This window comes from Pseudomonas sp. LBUM1651, assembly GCF_059716135.1.
The window spans coordinates 628414-647537 of the sequence record NZ_CP166805.1; the positions used below are offsets into that span (position 1 = coordinate 628414).

Consider the following 19124-nt stretch of genomic DNA (forward strand, 5'->3'; position numbering starts at 1 on the left):
ATGGACTTCAAAGACTATTACAAGATTCTCGGTGTGGAACCGACCGCGGACGATAAGACGATCAAGGCGGCTTATCGCAAGCTGGCGCGCAAATACCACCCCGACGTCAGCAAGGAAAAGGACGCCGAGTCCAAGTTCAAGGACGCCTCGGAGGCCTATGAAGCGCTGAAAAGCGCCGACAAGCGCGCCGAGTACGACGACTTGCGCAAATACGGCCAGCACGGCCAGCCGTTCCAGGGCCCGCCGGGTTGGCAGGGGCGTGGTGCCGGTGGTTTCGGTGGCGGTCAGGACTCGGGCGACTTCTCGGACTTTTTCAGTTCGATCTTCGGTAACCGTGGCCCTGGTTTTGGTGGTGGAGAGTCGCGTCGCAGTGCCGGACGTCGAGGGCAAGACGTGGAAATGGAACTTGGGATTTTTCTGGAAGAAACCCTCTCGAACGAATCGAAGAAGGTCACCTTCCAGGTGCCGCAGTACAACGCGGCCGGCCAGCACGTCAGCAACACCAGCAAAAGCCTGAATGTGAAGATCCCGGCCGGTGTCGCCGACGGCGAGCGCATCCGCCTCAAGGGCCAGGGTGCACCGGGCATCGGTGGCGGGGCCAATGGCGACCTGTACCTGACCATCCGGTTTGCGCCGCACCCGAAATTCGATGTCGAAGGCGAGAACCTGATCATTACCTTGCCGTTGGCGCCATGGGAATTGGCATTGGGCACCGAAGTGGCTGTGCCTACACTGACAGGCAAGATCAACCTCAAGGTGCCGGCCGGCAGCCAGAACGGCCAGCGCATGCGCGCCAAGGGACATGGTTTGCTGAACAAGGCTGGCCATCGGGGTTATCTGTTCGTACAACTCAAGGCCGTCATGCCTAAAGCCTCGGACGATGAAGTGAAGGCGTTGTGGCAGGAGCTGGCGAAAAAAGCGGCTTTCAACCCGAGAGAAAATTTCTGATCCAAGAGACGGAGTAGCCCATCATGAGCAACCCCCTGATCGTTCAACTGGACATGGCAGAATTCTGTGAGGCGACCGACCTGTCGGACGTCTACGTGATCGAAATCGTCGAGCACGGCATCCTCGAACCTCAGGGCTCAGTGCCCAAGGATTGGCGCTTCACCGATTACGAACTGGTATTGGCCAAGCGTGCCGCCAAGTTGCGGCACGACCTGGAGCTGGAGTGGGAAGGCGTCGCCCTGGCGCTGGACCTGCTCGAAGAGGTCCAGCAACTGCGGGCCGAGAACCGCATGCTCAAGCAGCGGTTGGGCCGGTTGGTGGTTGAGTAAATGTCCTGATGTTTTTGTGTCTGCCTGTTCGGACGCTTTCGCGAGCAGGCTCGCTCCCACATTCAACCAGGTTCCTTCAGATGAAACACGATCGAATGTGGGAGCGAGCCTGCTCGCGAAGAACGATAACGCGGTCCCTTGGCGTCACACCTTTCTTGGCAACACCACCGTAAACAGCGTGCCGTCGGTTTCGTTCGAGCTGACCTCGATCGTCCCCTGATGCGCATCGACCACTTCCTTGACGATAAACAATCCCAACCCAAGGCTGGTCGATGGCTGGCCCAGTTCTTCATCCGCGCTGCGTACCAGCGGATCGAAGATCGTGCCGAGCGCCTCCTCGGGAATCGGCACGCCAAAGTTATGCACCGTGAGGCGAACAGCGTCTGGCTCGCCAGTGAGCGTGACCGTCACATCCCGTTTGTTCGTCCCATGCTGCAACGCATTGCCGATCAGGTTTTGCAGCAGTTGTGCGAGCCTTGCGGCATCCCAGACACCGCGCGTATCGCCCTCTGTTTTCACCGTCGGATCGCACTCCGGGTTGCCAGCACAGGCTTCGGCCACCGCCGCATGCGCGGCATCGGCGAGGTCCATGGGGGCTGGTTCAATCGGCAGGCTTTTGCCCAATCGGCTACGTACCAGTTCCAGCAAGTCGCTGACCATTACCGCCATGTGCCGAGCACCGCGCTTGATGTTGTTCGCGCACATCAGCGCATCGCCTTCGAGCGTTGTTTTACGCATCAGCAATTCAGTCGACATGCTCACCGCTTGCAGCGGTGCGCGCAGGTCATGACCGAGGATCGCCAGGAAGAGATCGCGCGAACGATTGACCTGTTCGGCATAGGCCGCGGTGGACTCGGCGAGGGCTTCGTCGATGGCTTCATTGAAGCGGATCATGTCCTGAAAGTAGGCCAGGTCGGGTGACTCCAGGCAGTTGACCCACAGGCGAATCACGCAGGCACGCAGGTGGCGAAACTCGCTGGTCATCTGCACCAGATCGAAACCTACGGTGTGTCGCAATTCCCCATGGCTGGCACCGGCTTCGTCCAGGCTCGGGGTTTTTTCCGGGCCTTCACCCTTGGCCTTGGCCAGTTGTTCGCTGGCGGTCTGGGCGGTGGTCATGTCTCGCGCGGCAGCCAGCAGAATCGCCTTGGCGTGATCACGCAACGCCACCCGGTCCATGTTGTCGGCCGCCGGGGTGATCGTTTTGGCGAACTGTTCCCATTCATCGACGATACGGTCCACGTGTTGCCTGATGAATTCGGATAAGCGCATGGCCCATTACCTGACAGGAAAAGTCTGGGCATCTTAGCCCCTTTGCCGACGGGTAAGAACTACCGCTGAAAAGCCGGATCACGCACGAGGGGTATCAGGGTGGTATTTAGTTGTTTTTCAGATTCTAAAGTTGGATGTTGTTTCGTTTTATTCCTGTGTTGACCGCAGTTTTTTAGTCTTTTGTTTTTCCATGCCTTCAATAAGCTGATGGCTCTTATTATCGCGCACGGATGCTTGCGAACATGAAGGACGATAGCGAAAACGTTTATCTGGAATACCTTGCGGATAAAATTCCGACGACGATGAAAAACCCGTCAGTGGCAAGGCTCATATCGAGAGAGAATCTGAAACCGGACTTTCCCGAGTGGTACATCAAGGCGCGCAGTATTGATCGTCAATACTTGAAGGACCTCATCAGTGAGCGCTGGCGATTGCAAAGTGCGCTGGATGAGGTGCTGGGAGACCTGCAAAAGGACATCAACGCGTTCGCCGAACCCTTGCTCGTTCAGGGCCTGAAAGAAAGGCTGAATCTGCAACTGGATGTCCATGCCACATCGGTGCGGCTTTATGTTCCTGCGCCCCTGGGTTTTGGCATCGACACTCATGCCAGCCGGCTCAGGCAGTCAACATTGCTGGAGGCTGCGCTACACAATTTCGAAGACGCTGAAACCGAGCCAGGCGCCTTTCGCGACGGCAGCGGCGTCTTTACCAGCGACATTGACGGGTCGCCTAAGCGACATTCGTTGACGGTCGAAAAGTTTGCGACCTTGTGCCGGGACCTCGATCTCGGGGCACAGTATCAGCAGCATATTTCGGGTTTGCTGGACCCTGCGCAGGCGGACGCCAAAGCGTCGCTCGAACAACACTTCGTGGGCACTGAAAAGGCAGCCTTCAACGAATCGGCGCTGATTGCATATTTGAAGGGCGATGTGACGTCTTATGCCTATGGAAAGTTGCAGCAACTACGGGACAACCAGCAAAACATCATGATGGGCAATCGCCCGTTACAGGCTCATCGACTGTCGCTCATGGGATTCAAACTCACCGGGATCGTACTGTTTAGTGCTGTGGCTGACCCCACGTACATGCAGGAAACTTTCGATAGTCTGGTCCCGAAGCATCAACGGTTGATGATGGAGTGGTCGAGCAAACTCGAATTGTTGCCCGGACAGGAGTTTGAGCAGTTCAAGTTGCTCAAGTCTTTTTTTGCCAACGGCCCCCGCGCGATTATCGAGGACACGCAGCGGACACAAGACCGGTATGCGCAAAGCCGTCTGGATGGAACGTTGATTGCCTACGTACCGGATGACCCCGATCATCCGCTCAAGGAGTACGACTCGTTCACCGACTTCATGAAGGAACTGACGAGCCAGTTACGCGCTGCGGATTACCAGCAGTTTTTCAGCCGCTTTGTGGCACACAAAGACCAAGGGCGGTTTTTCGCGCGTGTCCGGGAGCGTTTCAGCACCTTCACCTGGCAGCAGCGCGAACCGTTGGACATGGGACCGTGGTGGCGGGAAACCGCAGTGGAAAACCCCAATGCGGAGCCCATCACCAACCCCATCGTCGGTGAGCTGTGGCCTCAGCTTTGTCTATGGCGGCGCTACAAGGCCATCGCCGATGCCCGGCAGATCGCCGTGCCCACTGACGATGAAGATGCCGCCAGTCGCTGGAAACGATTGACCAGCTACGCGGATATCGGTTGGAACATTTTCAACTTCGGTGCGATGTTGGTGCCGGGCCTGGGAGAAGCCATGCTGGGCATCATGGTCGGGCAAATGATGCTCGAAACCATGGAAGGTATTGAAGACTGGAGCAAAGGCGACAAGGAAGAAGCGGCGGCCCACCTGACAGGAGTCCTGATCAATTTCGCCCAATTGGCAATTATGGCGGCAGGACATGTTTTACCCGCAGGTGCGCCGGCAGCGGTCAAGCCTTCGGCCTTTGTCGACCAGCTTAAGCCGGTCACGCTCGCCGATGGCAAAAGCCGGCTGTGGAACCCCGACTTGAGCCCGTACGAACACAAAGTCAATCTGGCCCGTGATTCGAAAGTGAACCACCGCGGCCTTCTCCCGCACAACGATCAGGAATTTCTGTCGCGCGATGGCAAGTATTTCTCGGTCCAGGACGACCCGGGCACCGGACAGCCGCAGCTCCGGCATCCGGACCGCCCGACGGCCTACTCGCCCAAGCTTGCGCACAACGGGGCCGGTGCCTGGCTCAGCGAAATTGATCGTCCTGTCGAGTGGGACACGACGGCGCTCATGCGACGCCTCGGGACGACGCTCGATGCGTTCGACGATGCAACCCTGGAGCACATCCGTATCGTCAGTGGAGTCGAAGAAGATGTGTTGCGCCGGTTACAGGTCGAAAACGAAGCGCCACCGGCATTGCTGACCGACACGATCAATCGGTTCAAGACATGGGCGGACACGGGGGCGCTTCCCGCGAACGGTCAGCCCCCTTCGAGTAATGCAGGGGTGCGATTGCTCCAGCGCGACTTCGAGCAATTGCCCGCCAACGTGGCGGAGGAGTTGCTGGCCGCCGCCGAGCCGGCAGACTTGCAAGTGCTTGCCGAGCAGAAGCGTATCCCCTTGCAGCTCAGGCAACAGGTGCGCGCAGCCTTGCTGGAGGTCCGTGTGGCTCGGGCCTATGAAGGGCTTTTCCTTGACTCGCTGACAGATCTCGATACGGAAAGGCTGGCGCTGCACACCCTGCCAACCTTGCCGAATTGGCCGGGCGATGTGCGCATCGAAATCCGCGAATATTCGTTCACCGGGCACCTGCGCGACAGCATCGGCCCTGACAATGCGCGCGTGCGTAAAATCCTCGTCAGCGATGAGGGCGGTTATGAAGCACGGGACGCCGCCAATCATCATTTGCATGGGGCCGACAACCTGTTTGCTTCTGTGCTGCATGCCTTGCCTGACGCTGAACGCAGCGCGTTGGGGTATGAAATCAATCAAGGGGCAGCTCTTCTGCAGGCCGTTCGAAAAGCGCCCCTGACGCGGGAAACGTTCAAGCCGATGCTTGCAGACAACCCGCGTTCCATACCGGCCTATGATCGCGCCTCAATGCAACTGAACGGCGGCACTCGCGGGGCCGTTCAGGGCATCCGACGGCTCACCGCAACAGTGACACCGCAGGAGCGGGTCGTGAACGTGCGGCCCGGCTGGACCGAGGCCGAGGCGCAGGCCTATCTGGACGGCGGCGGCCATGGCAGCAGCCCGGAGCAGCGAGCAGGCGAGCTCGAAGCCGAATTCGATCGACTCAACGCCAACTTCCGGCGCTGGCTGAAGTCACCGACCGAGGCCTTCAGATTCAGCCCGGCCGGCTTTGCGGAATGGGAGGCCAGAAACGCGCTGTACAAAGCCATCAGGCAGTGTTGGCAGCAGCTCGGCGAACGTGATGTGGATACGTTCGGCAACCTGCAGGGCAGAGTGCTCGACCTCAAAAATATGCCGCTGGGACGGTTGTTGGGCACCATGCCCACCCTGGAGGGTACTTTCGAGCATGTCACCCGTCTGAACCTGCTCGGCACCGAACTGATCGATGCGCAGGTGTCCTTCCTCGATCATTTTCCCAAACTGCGCTCGTTGAACCTGAGCAGCAATCGGCTCACGCAACTGCCACCGGCGGTGGGCCGATTACGAGGGCTGACGGAGCTCGCCCTCGGGAACAACCGGATTGTGCTGGATGCGCGGTCGGTGATTGACCTTGGCGCTCTATGGCGGCTTCAGTCCCTGGACCTGCGAGGGAATCCTTTAGGGCGGGTGCCGAACATTGGCCGGATGCGCATGTTGCACACCGTGATCCTGGCCGAAACCGGTATTCATACCTGGCCTGACGGTCTGTTTTCTCAGCCAAGATTTCGGCATTTCTATCTCAATCTGCAGCGCAATGAGCTGACTGTCATTCCTCGGGTTGCACCGGGCTCTGTCGAAGCCGAACTGCTGGCCCGCACCGTGTTGAACCGTGATCCCGAATGGATTTCGCCAGAGAACCTGAACACGCTGAGAGAGCACATTCGATCCGTCGGCCTCGACCCCGACCGGCCTTATCCACCCCGCGGTGTGCAAGACAGCCTTGACTGGGAGGAAGGCATGACGCGACCTGAATGGGTGGCTCGTCAGGAAATTTGGAATGCGGTCGAAGACGAAACGGGATCGGTGCCGTTTTTCAACAAGATCCGCGCGCTCACTGAATCGACTCACTTCAAAAACGACCCGGCATTCAGAGCAGACATGACCAGCAAGCTCTGGCGAATGCTGGAGGCCATGTCCAAGGACAGCGAGCTGCGCAAGAATCTTTTCGTGATCGGCAAAGAAGAGGGCATCAATTGCGTTGATGGGGGGGCCCATCTGTTCAATACGATGGGCATCGAAGTGCTGATCCAGGAAGCCTATGCGCTGGGCAGTCCGAGCCTGGTGGAAGCGGAACTGGTGCTGCTGGCCAGAGGCAAATCCCGTCTGAATGAGTTGAGCAGGATTGCCAACCGGCGCATCGCCGAGCGGCTGGCGGCCGGTGAGCAATTCAGGCGCGTCGATGACAACGGCGTGGTAACAGGGACCATCGATGAAGTCGAAGTCCATATGGCCTTCATGACGGATCTTGCTGAGCGGCTTGAACTGCCCTGGCAATCCCGGGACCTGCAATTTCGGAACATGACCGGTGTTACGCCGCCGATGATCGACGACGCCTGGCGGCGGGTGTTGGCGTTGGAAGAGGGAGATTTGCTGCGTGACTCGATCAGCGAACTGCCGTTCTGGGAGTCTTATGTTCAGGGCTCCAATCGCCGGACGTTCAAGCTCTTCAACCGCCGGACCAATGCCACGACGGAATTCAACATGGCGCTGGATAAACGGGCGACCGAGACACAACTTTCCGTGGAAGAAAGAGCCCGATTGAAAGAGGAGATTCGGGTGCTCGCCGCAGAACTGGGCAAGCAGGAAAGCGAGTTTGCTCCGGGACGGGTCATGACCGACGAGGAGTATGGCTCCGAGTTGAGTCTGATATACGACGAAGAGAAGGCGTTGCTCAAGACACTCACCCAGCAGGCGATGGACCGGGCAAAACTGCAACGGGTTGAAATCCCGTTTACGGTCGAGCCGCAAAACTGATCACGCATCAGTCCGATTAATTCGTACATAAGGAAATGTACTTTGGAAAACACTCATGAATCGCCGCAGCAATCGTCTGCGGCGGATGATCACGGTTTTAATGACGACATCCTTGCCGGGTTGATCCCCGACTGGCTGGTTGATGCTTCACCGCAAAGGCGAGAGGCCTTGAACAAGGCTCAAGGGGCTTTACCGCAATGGTTTCTGTCAGCGTCGAAAGCACAGCGTCTGTCGCTGCACGAGCACTATGAAGCCAGTTTTGCCTCGCAGAATCTGCTGGATAAAACAATGTCCAGCCTGCAACAGATCAATACGTTTGCCGAACCCCTGCTGGTCAAGGCACTGAAAGATCAGCTGGGTGTGGGGTTGGATGTCAACAAAACGTTCCTGCTGCTCAAAAAGCCAGTGGAGCTTGGCGTATTCAAGATAGAGGCTGGCTCCTTTGAGGTCACAAAACTTCCGCTGTTGCAGGCGGCATTGCACAACTTCGAAGAGGCCGAAAGTGTCCGTGGCGCTTTTCATTCCTCGTCAGGGTTCGTTGTCGAAGAGTCGACAGGCGACAACAGGCAGGTGCTCACGACGCTGAGTGTCGCGGGGTTTATAAAACTCTGTCGCGAGCTGGATATCGGGGCGAAGTATCAAACGTACCTGAACGGCTTTTTAAAGCCCTCGGACATCGTCGCCGAAGGTGTGCTGCGTGAACGTTTTATCGCCAGTCAAAAATCCGCGATGCGTGCCGCCGCCGAGCTGGCCTTGTTGAAGAAAGACATCGAGCCCAAGGATTATTCGATGATCCTTTCGGTCATCGACGGCGAGATCAATCCCAAGGTAGACGATAAACCGGTCTGGATCGGCGACCTGGTTTTGATGAAGAAAAGAATGACCGGCTGCGTGTTCTTCCATATCTGTGAAAAGTATCGCTACTCCGATGAAGTCATTCTCTACATTCCCCATGATCCGCAGCATCCATTGAAAAGGTACAAGGGCCACGAGATGGAGGCCGACTTCAAACGTCGGTTCATGACTGAGGAGGTTGCGAAGCCCGATGGCGGTCCGACAGACTATCAACGCTTTTTCAGCCAGTTTGTCGCCTACGCCGACCGGCCATATTACTTCAGCCAGTTCACTCAAAAAGCGCCAGATTCACCGCCAGACGCGGCCGCTCCCTTGCGCTCCCCCGTGTGGCAACTGGTTGACGCATTCAACCCGTTTTCCGCGATCACCCGGCCGCGCGAATTGCCCCCCGCACCCCCTGCCAAACAAGAACCGGTCGACGATCCTTTTGTCCGAACCTCGGGTTTCAGGCGCAATGGACTTTGGGGGCCGAACGTCGACCTTTGGCTGGATCTCTACGAGCAAAGTACTGACAAAATCCTTGCCGATGCCCGCAGCCATGCGGTCCCTACTGCCGATGTCGATGCCAGGGCCCGAGCGGAAAAAATCGCGCGTTTGCAGGAGATCGGCATGTTGGCATTGAACGTCGCTTCGATGTTCGTGCCCGGATTCGGCGAAGTCATGATGATCGTCATGGCGACTCAGATTACCTACGAGGCGTTCGAAGGTGCCGTCGAGTGGAGCGAGGGCGACCGCAAGGCCGCCTTGGCGCACTTGACCGATGTCGCCGAAAACCTCGCGCTGATTGCTGTTATGCACGGGGCAGGTAAAGGGCTCGCCAAGGTGACAGCGATCAAGCCGGAACCGGTTGTCGACGGGTTGCAGCCGATCACATTGCCATCGGGTCAGCAGAAGCTGTGGAAGCCTGACCTTGGCCCCTACAAAACCACTATCAGCCTGCCAGCGGATTCGCAGCCCAACAAACTGGGCCTGCATCGCTACAACGGCCAGGACATCCTACCTCTGGACGACAGTCACTTTGTTGTTGATCAGGACCCGGTCAGCGGACAACACGCCATCCAGCACCCGAGCCGGTCGGATGCTTACGCTCCACAGCTGGAACACAATGGCGTCGGGAGCTGGATCAGCGAAATCGATCAGCCTTTAACCTGGCATGGGCCGAAGCTGATGAAGCGTCTGGGTTATCGGGCGCAGGCGTTCACCGACACCCAGCTGGAGCAAGTACGGATCAGCAGCGGCGCAGAACCCGACCAACTGCGTCGCATGCATGTCGAACAAGAGCCACCTTCAGCCCTGCTCACCGATAGCCTCACACGCTTTCGAATCGACCGTGATATCGAGGTGTTCAAGGCGCGCATCAGCAGTGATGTCCCCAGGGTCTTCGGCAGCGCTGATCTGCATCTGCAATTCAAACTGATGCGCAGTCAAGGGTTGCTGCCCGACACGCCCCCCCTGAGAGTGCTGGACGGCAAAGGCAAGATGATCTGGGAAGATCCCCTTGATGGAGGCGTGTCCTCGCGTCGACTGATTTTCATGGTGAGTGACCAGGAGTCGGCGAAAGGAACAGTGCTCCGGTCGCTCCTGGAAATGTACAAGGCGCAGAACGTTGAACTCGATAACGTTCCGGGCGCGGCAGATGCACCGCTGGATCAACGCGCCGTTGAGTTGCGCAAGGAAATCGCCAGTGCCGCGCAGGACAGGAAGCTCACACTGTTCGAATCGCTCTACCGGGAGCAGAACGCTACCGGCGAGCGTGATGTGCAGCGCATTCAGGGCTTTTTTCCAAAACTGCCAACGGTTGTAGCGAAACAGATTCTGGAGGCCGCGACACCGCAAGAACTGGCTGTAATTGCCAGGCCCGGGCCTTTGCCGCAGGGCATTTATGAGCAGGCTCAGTGGTGTCAGCAGGAACTGCGAATGGCGCACGCTTATGAAGGGCTCTATCTCGATCAGGCCAATATCGACAGCGAACGGCTGGCTTTGCACAGCCTTGCAACGCTGCCGGGCTGGCCAACCGAAACCCGTTTCGAACTCCGCAGCTACGGGCCGCAAGGACGACTGCTGGATGCGGTCGGTACGTCGCAGACGACCGTGGTATTGGTGCTGGACGACAATACCCGATTCGCTCAAACGTCCTCTGCAAACCTCTACTCGACACTCTTGCAGGCCCTGTCGCCAGACGAACGACAGGCATTGGGTTTCACCTTGCAAGAGGCGCAAAAATTGAAGCAGGCGGTGCAACAATCGCCGATGCCGCGCGAACAGTTCAGAACGGTTCTGCTCAATCAAAGAGACCTTAAAGCCAGCGTTGAGCCGGGTAGCCGATTGCGCGGCGGGGGTTACCCATTACCCAGCGCAAAGGAGATGGTGAACTTTTTCCGGACCAGTCGAGGGCGCGTTCGCAGGTTGTACCCCGACTTCAGCGAGGCACAAATCGAGGCATTCCTGCAGACGCCAGGGGTGGACGTTCGAGACGAACTGACTCGACTTGAAACCGAGTTTGCGACCTTGAAACGCGACTTGAATGCCTGGATTGAAGAGCGCACCAGGGCGCAAACCAGCTCACCTGTGCCGCACGAGCCGGCAGGCGTGGAAGCGCAATTGATCGCCAGCAGACTCCGGCGCAGTTGGTGCCGGCAGAGCGGTTCAACGTTGAGCATCTCTTCTACTATGGAGCTGCCGGCCTTGACCGCGCAATTCGATCATGTGGAGGAGCTTGAACTTCTGGGTGTTGGCTTGAACGCAGGTGCCTCGGGATTCCTTAAAGGGTTTACACGTCTGACGAAGCTGAGCATGAGGTGGATGGAGCTCACACAGTTGCCCGAAACCATCGGCGAGATGGGACGTTTGACGCATTTGAACCTCAGTGAGAACCACATTCAACTCAATGAACAGAGCGCGGGATTATTGGCCGCGATGAGCACACTCGAAACACTCGACCTGGAACACAATCCGCTGGGTATCTCGCCGGATTTCAGCGCCATGACCCGATTGAAGACCGTCGACCTCAGACACACAGGGATCACTCAATGGCCCAAGGGCTTGCAGGATCAAGCCGGTCTGGAGACGGTCGATTTGCGCGACAACCAGCTGCGCGAAGTGCCATCCGCCGTCCTCAACCCGCCGGCTGATCAGCTCGAAGCGGTCGCCAGGGTGAATCGGGTGACGCTGCTGGAAGGCAATCCTTTTTCCCCTCAAGGCCGGACTCAACTGTTGGACTATCGAGAGCGCCTGACACGCACCCGGCCCGAGCTGTTAGAGGGAGGAATTACCGGCGCGTTTCACGTTCAGAACCCGATGCTCGCGAGGGTTCGTCAGCTGTATCCCGACTTCAGCGATGCAGAAATCGAGGCATTCCTGCAACCGTTGGGCGATGGCGCCGAGGTGGAACTGGTCCGGCTTGAAAGGGAGTTCGAGACGTTGAACGAGCAGTTGTCTGCCTGGGCGTTTTCAGGAGGCGGCGCACGCCAGACTTACGTGCGGGCAGGGGGCAACATTCGGCTTGGCACAAGAGCTGAGAGGTATACCGCGGCCGAGCGCATTCGGCGTTGCTGGAAGCGGCAAGCTCCGCGAAGAAATGCCGTCGACGGTACCCCGATCGGTTTCGAACTCGACTTGAGTCATGAGACCCTCGATAGCGTGCCCGACCTCGAAGCCGATTTCAGCCACGTGGGCTCGCTGAAACTCAACAACATGGGGTTGAGCGTTTCGCCCGAGGGGTTTCTATCGCGTTTCAGGGGCGTGCGTTGGCTGAACATGGCGGAAAATCGGCTGACAACGTTGCCCCCGGCATTGGGCGAAATGAACGGTTTGACCCGTTTGTTCCTGGAGGGTAACCGTATCCGCCTGACGCCGGAAACTGCCGAGCTGTTGGCCGGGCGTACGACACTCCGAGCGTTGAATCTGTCTCGAAATCCGTTGGGCATGACACTGGATTTCACTCAAATAGCGGATATGCGCTCGCTTTTTCTGGACGACGTCGGCCTTGAAACCTGGCCCGTCGGGTTAGCTGCGCAGCCCCTGCTGGACAATATTGTCCTGAGAAACAATCTCATCACCACGATTCCTGAGTCGGTCATCAACCCTCCTGCCGAGCAATTGGACCGTATGGCGGCTATCAACAGCCGTACCTATATTGGTGGCAATCCATTGTCCGAGGCCTCCCAGCAACAACTGCGTGATTATTGGACCCGACTTGAACGGGAGCGGCCGGATTTGGGGGCCGTGAGATATCCGGGCGTGTTCGAGTTTCAAGCACCTGAGGCTACCGGAGCACTGGAGCGAGTGCGACTCGGTGCGCAGCAACAAACAGCACTTGAACGCTGGACCAAAGACCTGACCGTTGACCAGCTCTCGGCCAGACAGATTCAATGGCAGGCCCTGTTCCAACAGGCAGAATCCGAGGGTTTCTTCCGGGTGCTCAATGACCTGCAAGAGGCGGGAGCGGGTCACGAGGATCTCCAGCGTCGCGTATGGGAGGTGATCGACCCCATCACGCAAACCAGCCCCGAATCCGAAGCGTTGCGTGAGCAAATGTTCGAGTGGGCCGGGCGGCCGGCTTGCTGTGATCGTGCGGCGTTGTCGTTCAGTAATCTGGAAATCATGGCCATGGTGTACAAGGCACGTACGCTGGCGATGGATGCAGAGCAGGGCGAAGCATTGTTGAAGTTGTCCAGAGGGTTGTTCCGGCTGGATGAGGTTGAAAAGATCGCGCTGGCCGATATCGAGAAGCGTACGGCCGCAATCAAAAACTCGGAAAGGTCTGCGGCCGAAAAAGCTCGCCTCATCAATAAAATGGAAGACGTCGAAATCAAACTGGCTTACCGGTTTGGTCTCAAGGATCGTCTCGACCTGCCAGGGCAGCCTCAGCAAGTCAGGTTTGTCGTCATCACCGACGATGAAAGCACCCTGTTGCGCAATCCCTATGCGGTCACGCGCAAAATGCTCGATGACGCCTACGCCAGAGTCGTGGGGCTGAACAGCTCTGATGACGAGCTCCAGGCGCTGTTGTCGAGAGATTTCTGGAAGGATTTCGTGACGAACAAGTACCGGCCACAATTCGAGACGCAGCGTGAACCTTACCAGGAACGCCACGCCAGCCTGCGTGACAGACATAAGGCCGGCACTTTGTCCGAACCGCTCTTCACGTCGCAGTCCGATGACCTGGATGTGCAGCTCCAGATCGAAGAAGCGGCGCTGATCGAGAAACTCACTCGCGAGGAGTTGGTCAAACACCCGCTCTGACACAGCTATCATTTGCACAGATGAACAAAGGCCTGGATATGCGCAAGCATCCAGGCCTTTTTTGTGCCGCCCTACCTGTCAGAACAAAAAGTATCGCTGCGCCATCGGCAACACATCCGCCGGTTCGCACCAGAGCAAAACGCCGTCAGCCTTGACCTGATAAGTCTGCGGATCAACGTCGATGTTCGGCAGGTAGTCGTTGTGAATCAGGTCGGTTTTCTGCACCGCGCGACAGCCTTTGACCACGGCGATTTTTTTCTTCAGACCCAAGGCTTCAGGCAAACCGGCCTCCTGCGCCGCCTGGCTGATAAACGTCAGGCTGGTGGTGTGCAGCGAGCCACCGTAGCTGGCGAACATCGGGCGGTAGTGCACCGGTTGCGGCGTCGGGATCGAGGCGTTGGCATCACCCATCAGGCTGGCCGCAATGGCCCCACCCTTGAGAATCAGCGTCGGTTTGACCCCGAAAAACGCCGGGCGCCACAGCACCAGATCGGCCCATTTGCCGATTTCGACCGAGCCCACTTCATGGCTGATGCCATGGGTGATCGCCGGGTTGATGGTGTACTTGGCGATGTAGCGTTTGGCGCGGAAGTTGTCGTTGCCTTCACCGTCCCGGGGCAGCGGGCCGCGTTGTTTTTTCATCTTGTCGGCGGTCTGCCAGGTGCGCGTGATGACTTCGCCGACGCGGCCCATGGCCTGGCTGTCGGAGCTGATCATCGAGAACGCACCGAGGTCGTGCAGGATATCTTCGGCGGCAATCGTCTCGCGGCGGATGCGGCTTTCGGCGAAGGCCACGTCTTCGGCAATGCTCGGGTCGAGGTGGTGGCAGACCATCAGCATGTCGAGGTGTTCGTCGATGGTGTTGCGGGTGAATGGCCGGGTCGGGTTGGTCGAACTCGGCAGCACGTTGGCAAAACCGCAGGCCTTGATGATGTCCGGCGCATGGCCGCCACCCGCGCCTTCGGTGTGGTAGGTGTGGATGGTGCGGCCCTTGAAGGCGGCGAGAGTGGTTTCGACGAAGCCCGACTCGTTGAGGGTGTCGGTGTGGATCGCCACCTGCACGTCATATTGATCGGCGACGCTCAGGCAGTTGTCGATGCTCGCGGGTGTGGTGCCCCAGTCTTCGTGCAATTTGAGACCGATGGCGCCGGCCTTGACCTGTTCGATCAACGGCTCCGGCAGGCTGGCGTTGCCCTTGCCGGTGAGGCCGATGTTCATCGGGAAGGCGTCCGCCGCTTGAAGCATCCGCGCCAAGTGCCATGGGCCGGACGTGCAAGTGGTCGCGTTGGTGCCGGTGGCAGGGCCGGTGCCGCCGCCGATCATGGTGGTGACGCCGCTCATCAGCGCTTCTTCGATCTGCTGCGGGCAGATGAAGTGGATGTGCGTGTCGATGCCGCCGGCGGTGAGGATCATGCCTTCGCCGGCGATCACTTCGGTGCTGGCGCCGATGGCGATGGTGACGTTGGGCTGCACATCCGGATTGCCGGCCTTGCCGATGCCGGCGATGCGCCCGTCCTTGAGACCGACGTCGGCTTTGACAATGCCCCAATGGTCGATGATCAGCGCGTTGGTGATCACCGTGTCAACGACTTCGGCGGCCAACAGTTGGCTCTGGCCCTGGCCGTCGCGGATGACTTTGCCACCGCCGAATTTCACTTCTTCGCCGTAGGTGGTGAAGTCTTTTTCGACTTCGATCCACAGCTCGGTGTCGGCCAGGCGGACCTTGTCACCGACGGTGGGGCCGAACATGTCGGCGTAGGCCTGACGGGAAATCTTCATTCGTTCGCCTTGAGATTCAATTGGATTTGAGACCGCTCGCATAGCTCGCTATCGCGGGCAAGCCTCGCTCCTACATTTGATCGCGTTCCCTGTAGGAGCGAGGCTTGCCCGCGAAGGGGCCGGTGCGGACAACGCATTACTTACAGGTCGCCCATGATCCTGCCGGCAAACCCGAACACCCGGCGATGCCCGGACAGGTCGACCAGCTCGACCTCGCGGCTCTGCCCCGGTTCGAAGCGCACGGCGGTACCGGCGGGGATGTTCAGGCGCATGCCGCGACTGGCGGCGCGGTCGAAGGTCAGGGCATCGTTGGTTTCGAAAAAGTGATAGTGCGAGCCGACCTGGATCGGCCGGTCGCCGCTGTTGGCCACTTTCAGGCTGACCGTGCGGCGGCCGACGTTGAGTTCGATGTCGCCGGGCTGGATCTGGTATTCACCGGGAATCATCAATGGGCTCCTTGGAGAATCTTGTAATAGAGGGCGGTCGGTTTGTACTGGCCGCTCGGGTCGCAGGCGTAGTCGGGAATCTGACCGGCACGGGTGTAACCCAGTGCCTTGTAGAAATCCTCGGCGGGGGAGCCGGCTTCGGTGTCGAGGTAGAGCATGCCGCGCTTGTGCTGCAGGGCCGCCTGTTCGAGCGCGCTCATCAACTGTTGTCCCAGACCCCGACGCCGCGCATGTTCACGCACCAGCAGTTTCTGCACTTCGGCGCGGTTCAGACCATTGGCTTTCTGGCACAGGGTCAGTTGCACGCTGGCCTGCACCTGTTCGTCCTTGACCACCACCCACAGCAGCACGTTGCCCTTGTTCAGGTTGTCCTGGACTTCATCGAAATAGGCGCGTGCCTGAGTGGCATCCAGATCGGCCATGAAGCCGACGCTGGCGCCATAGCCGACGGCGTCGAGCAGCAGATCAATCAAACCCTGACGATAGTGCGCAAAGCTTTCAACATTGACGCGTCGCAGTTGGGCGGCGTTCATAGGGCGTTACTCCTTGCTGGCGGGCGGCGGTTCGGCGCCAGGGTTGAGGGTCAGTTGCATGAAGGTCAGGTCCAGCCAGCGGCCGAACTTGGTGCCCACCTGCGGCATTTGCCCGGTGGTCACGAAACCGACGCGTTCATGCAGGCGGATGGAAGCGGCGTTGCCGCTTTCGATGGCAGCGACCATCACATGCTTGTCGCAGCCTTTGGCGCGTTCGATCAGCACGTCCATCAATTGCGGGCCAAGACCATTGCCGCGCTGGTCGCTGCGCACATAGACCGAGTGCTCGACGGTGTGGCGGAAACCATCGAACGGTCGCCAGTCACCAAATGAAGCGTAGCCGAGTACGCTGTTATCGCCGTCGACGATCACCAGGATCGGATAGCCCTGGGCTTGCCGGGCGCTGAACCAGGCCTGACGGTTGCCCAGGTCGACGGCCTGTTCGTTCCAGATCGCCGTGGTGTTGAGCACGGCGTCGTTGTAGATATCGCGAATCGCCGGCAGATCGGCGTGTACGGCATCGCGGATGTGGTAAGTCATGGCGCTTCCTCAGGCGATGGGTTGGTGGACGGTGACCAGTTTGGTGCCGTCGGGGAACGTCGCTTCGACCTGAATCTCCGGGATCATTTCCGGGATGCCTTCCATGACCTGTTCGCGGCTGAGCAGTGTGGTGCCGAAATGCATCAACTCGGCTACGGTTCGACCGTCACGGGCTCCTTCGAGCAGCGCGGCGGAGATGTAGGCCATCGCTTCCGGGTAATTGAGTTTTACGCCGCGCGCCAAACGCCGCTCGGCCACGAGGCCGGCGGTGAAGATCAGCAGCTTGTCTTTTTCGCGTGGGGTCAGGTCCATTGTTTGGAATCCATCTGGGCAGATTAAAAGGTATTCGGATCTATGAACACGGCCCTTGTAGGAGCGAGCGGGCGGCGATCCGACTTGCCCGCGAAGGGGACCTTGAGGCCGCCAAAAGCTTCGCGGGCAAGCCTCGCTCCTACAGGGGGCGGTGTTCAGGTGCTCCATATTCTGGGTGGGACCGCTTCTCGGCCTAACAACGCCGGCCGGAGCAATCGCCATAAATCTATCAACCAACCTCGCGCCAACAGCGCCTCACTGGCCAGGCATCGGGCAACGATCAGCCCCGGCAACTGCGTCAAATCCCCGCGCACCTCATTGGGCAGCGAGCGGCACTTTTCCAGCAATTGGCTATCAATCTCGCCCGTCACCAACAACGTCGCAAACACCGGTTGGCCATCCAGACCGATCGGCGAATCCAGCAATCCGTCATTCCCGACAATGCGCTGGCGTTCGTGCCAGAGCAACTGGCCGTCGCGGCGGATATCCAGCTGCGTCTGAAAATGCCCGAGGTCAAAACGCTCGCCGCTGGCCGGCCGGCCCAGCGCCACGACGTCCCAGTAGAACAGTCGCGCATCACCTTCCAGATCAATGGACGTACTGAGCTCGGCCTGCGCATCGCTGAAGATGATCGTCTCTTGGGGGAGCCACTCCAGTGTCGCGCCGTTGGCCACTTTCAGGTCGAGTTTCTGATAAGCCGGCCCTGCGGCGCGATACCACTTGGCCGCGCCGGGGCTGGTGATTTGCGCCCAGGCGTCGCGACCGACGCTGGCGCTGATGTCCAGCCTGTCACCACCGGCAATCCCGCCTGGCGGGTGCACGATGATGTGTTGGCACACCTCGGGCCCTTCGGCATACAGATGCTTCTGCACCCGCAACGGGCCTTTGTGGCGGCGCTGAACCGGGCGCGTGCTGTCGCCGAATCGGGCGTAGCCAAGCTCCAGCTCGGCGTGCCAGCTCGGAGTGAACAGCGTAATGGGGGCAGGTAAATTCATGATTTCTAATTATCGTTAGGACGCTACAGATTAGATCGTAACCAGACCGCGCACACCCTCGGCTTCCATATTTTCGCCACGACCCTGTTGCACGATCTCGCCCCGGGACATCACCAGATACTGATCGGCCAGCTCGGCGGCGAAATCGTAGAACTGCTCCACCAGTAAAATCGCCATGTCACCGCGCGCCGCGAGTTTTTTGATCACCGCGCCGATTTCCTTGATCACCGACGGCTGGATGCCTTCGGTGGGCTCATCGAGAATCAACAACCGTGGGCGGCTGGCCAAGGCGCGGCCGATGGCGAGTTGCTGTTGTTGGCCACCGGACAAGTCACCGCCGCGCCGTTGCTTCATTTGCAGCAACACCGGGAACAGCTCGTAGATGAACGCCGGGACTTCCTTCGCTTCATTGCCGGAGAACCGCGACAGACCCATCAGCAGGTTTTCTTCCACGGTCAGCCGCCCGAAGATTTCGCGGCCCTGGGGCACGTAGGCGATCCCGGCGTGAACCCGCTGGTGCGGCTTGAAGGTGGTGATCGGTTTGCCTTCCCAGTTCACCGCACCTTCCTTGGCCGGCAGCAAACCCATCAGGCATTTGAGCAGGGTGGTCTTGCCCACACCGTTGCGCCCGAGCAGGCAGGTGACTTCACCGACCTTCACCTCAAACGTCAGGCCGCGCAGGATGTGGCTACCGCCGTAATACTGGTGCAGCTTGTCGACTTGCAGCATCGTTGAACTCTCCTAAACCCCC

12 protein-coding genes are annotated in these 19124 nt (G+C 59.0%); 4 read left to right on the forward strand and 8 right to left on the reverse strand.

The features are described from left to right. Together ACA066_RS02895 and ACA066_RS02900 are read left to right on the forward strand one after the other, a co-directional pair. Positions 1–948 (forward strand): DnaJ C-terminal domain-containing protein, encoded by a 948-nt coding sequence (locus ACA066_RS02895; RefSeq protein ID WP_497698047.1) that lies wholly within the window; start codon positions 1–3, stop codon positions 946–948. Between the two features lie 23 nt (positions 949–971). Then, positions 972–1277 (forward strand): chaperone modulator CbpM, encoded by a 306-nt coding sequence (locus ACA066_RS02900; protein WP_497698048.1) that lies wholly within the window; start codon positions 972–974, stop codon positions 1275–1277. Between the two features lie 144 nt (positions 1278–1421). Here ACA066_RS02900 and ACA066_RS02905 read toward each other — a convergent pair whose 3' ends face one another. After that, entirely contained in the window at positions 1422–2549 is a 1128-nt protein-coding gene (locus tag ACA066_RS02905) for a sensor histidine kinase (protein WP_497698049.1), read from the reverse strand. Between the two features lie 242 nt (positions 2550–2791). On the opposite strand from ACA066_RS02905, the gene ACA066_RS02910 reads away from it, so the two are divergent. Continuing rightward, entirely contained in the window at positions 2792–7669 is a 4878-nt protein-coding gene (locus ACA066_RS02910; RefSeq protein WP_497698050.1) for a dermonecrotic toxin domain-containing protein, read from the forward strand. A gap of 42 nt (positions 7670–7711) precedes the next feature. Beyond that, positions 7712–13768: an NEL-type E3 ubiquitin ligase domain-containing protein gene (locus ACA066_RS02915; protein ID WP_497698051.1), complete on the forward strand. Its 6057-nt coding sequence runs from the start codon at positions 7712–7714 to the stop codon at positions 13766–13768. 78 nt (positions 13769–13846) lie between these two features. Here the strand turns inward: ACA066_RS02915 and ureC are convergent, their stop codons facing one another. The 7 genes from ureC to urtE form a co-directional block, all read right to left on the reverse strand. Further along, positions 13847–15547 carry an urease subunit alpha gene (gene ureC / locus ACA066_RS02920; protein WP_497698052.1) on the reverse strand — a complete coding sequence of 567 codons (1701 nt, stop codon included), beginning with the start codon at positions 15545–15547 and terminating at the stop codon, positions 13847–13849. Between the two features lie 140 nt (positions 15548–15687). Then, complete coding sequence (locus ACA066_RS02925; protein ID WP_497698053.1) at positions 15688–15993, reverse strand: urease subunit beta; 306 nt, start codon at positions 15991–15993, stop codon at positions 15688–15690. Beyond that, positions 15993–16526 (reverse strand): GNAT family N-acetyltransferase, encoded by a 534-nt coding sequence (locus ACA066_RS02930; RefSeq protein ID WP_407014645.1) that lies wholly within the window; start codon positions 16524–16526, stop codon positions 15993–15995. The genes ACA066_RS02925 and ACA066_RS02930 overlap by 1 nt, the downstream gene beginning before the upstream one ends. 6 nt (positions 16527–16532) lie before the next feature. Further along, positions 16533–17066, reverse strand: coding sequence for a GNAT family N-acetyltransferase (locus ACA066_RS02935; RefSeq protein ID WP_407014647.1), 534 nt, complete (start codon positions 17064–17066; stop codon positions 16533–16535). Between the two features lie 9 nt (positions 17067–17075). Further along, positions 17076–17378, reverse strand: coding sequence for an urease subunit gamma (gene ureA / locus ACA066_RS02940; RefSeq protein WP_033055605.1), 303 nt, complete (start codon positions 17376–17378; stop codon positions 17076–17078). Positions 17379–17533: 155 nt separating this feature from the next. Next, entirely contained in the window at positions 17534–18373 is an 840-nt protein-coding gene (locus ACA066_RS02945; RefSeq protein ID WP_497698054.1) for an urease accessory protein UreD, read from the reverse strand. Positions 18374–18403: 30 nt separating this feature from the next. Continuing rightward, positions 18404–19102 (reverse strand): urea ABC transporter ATP-binding subunit UrtE, encoded by a 699-nt coding sequence (urtE, locus tag ACA066_RS02950; protein WP_497698055.1) that lies wholly within the window; start codon positions 19100–19102, stop codon positions 18404–18406. Positions 19103–19124: the final 22 nt, after the last annotated feature.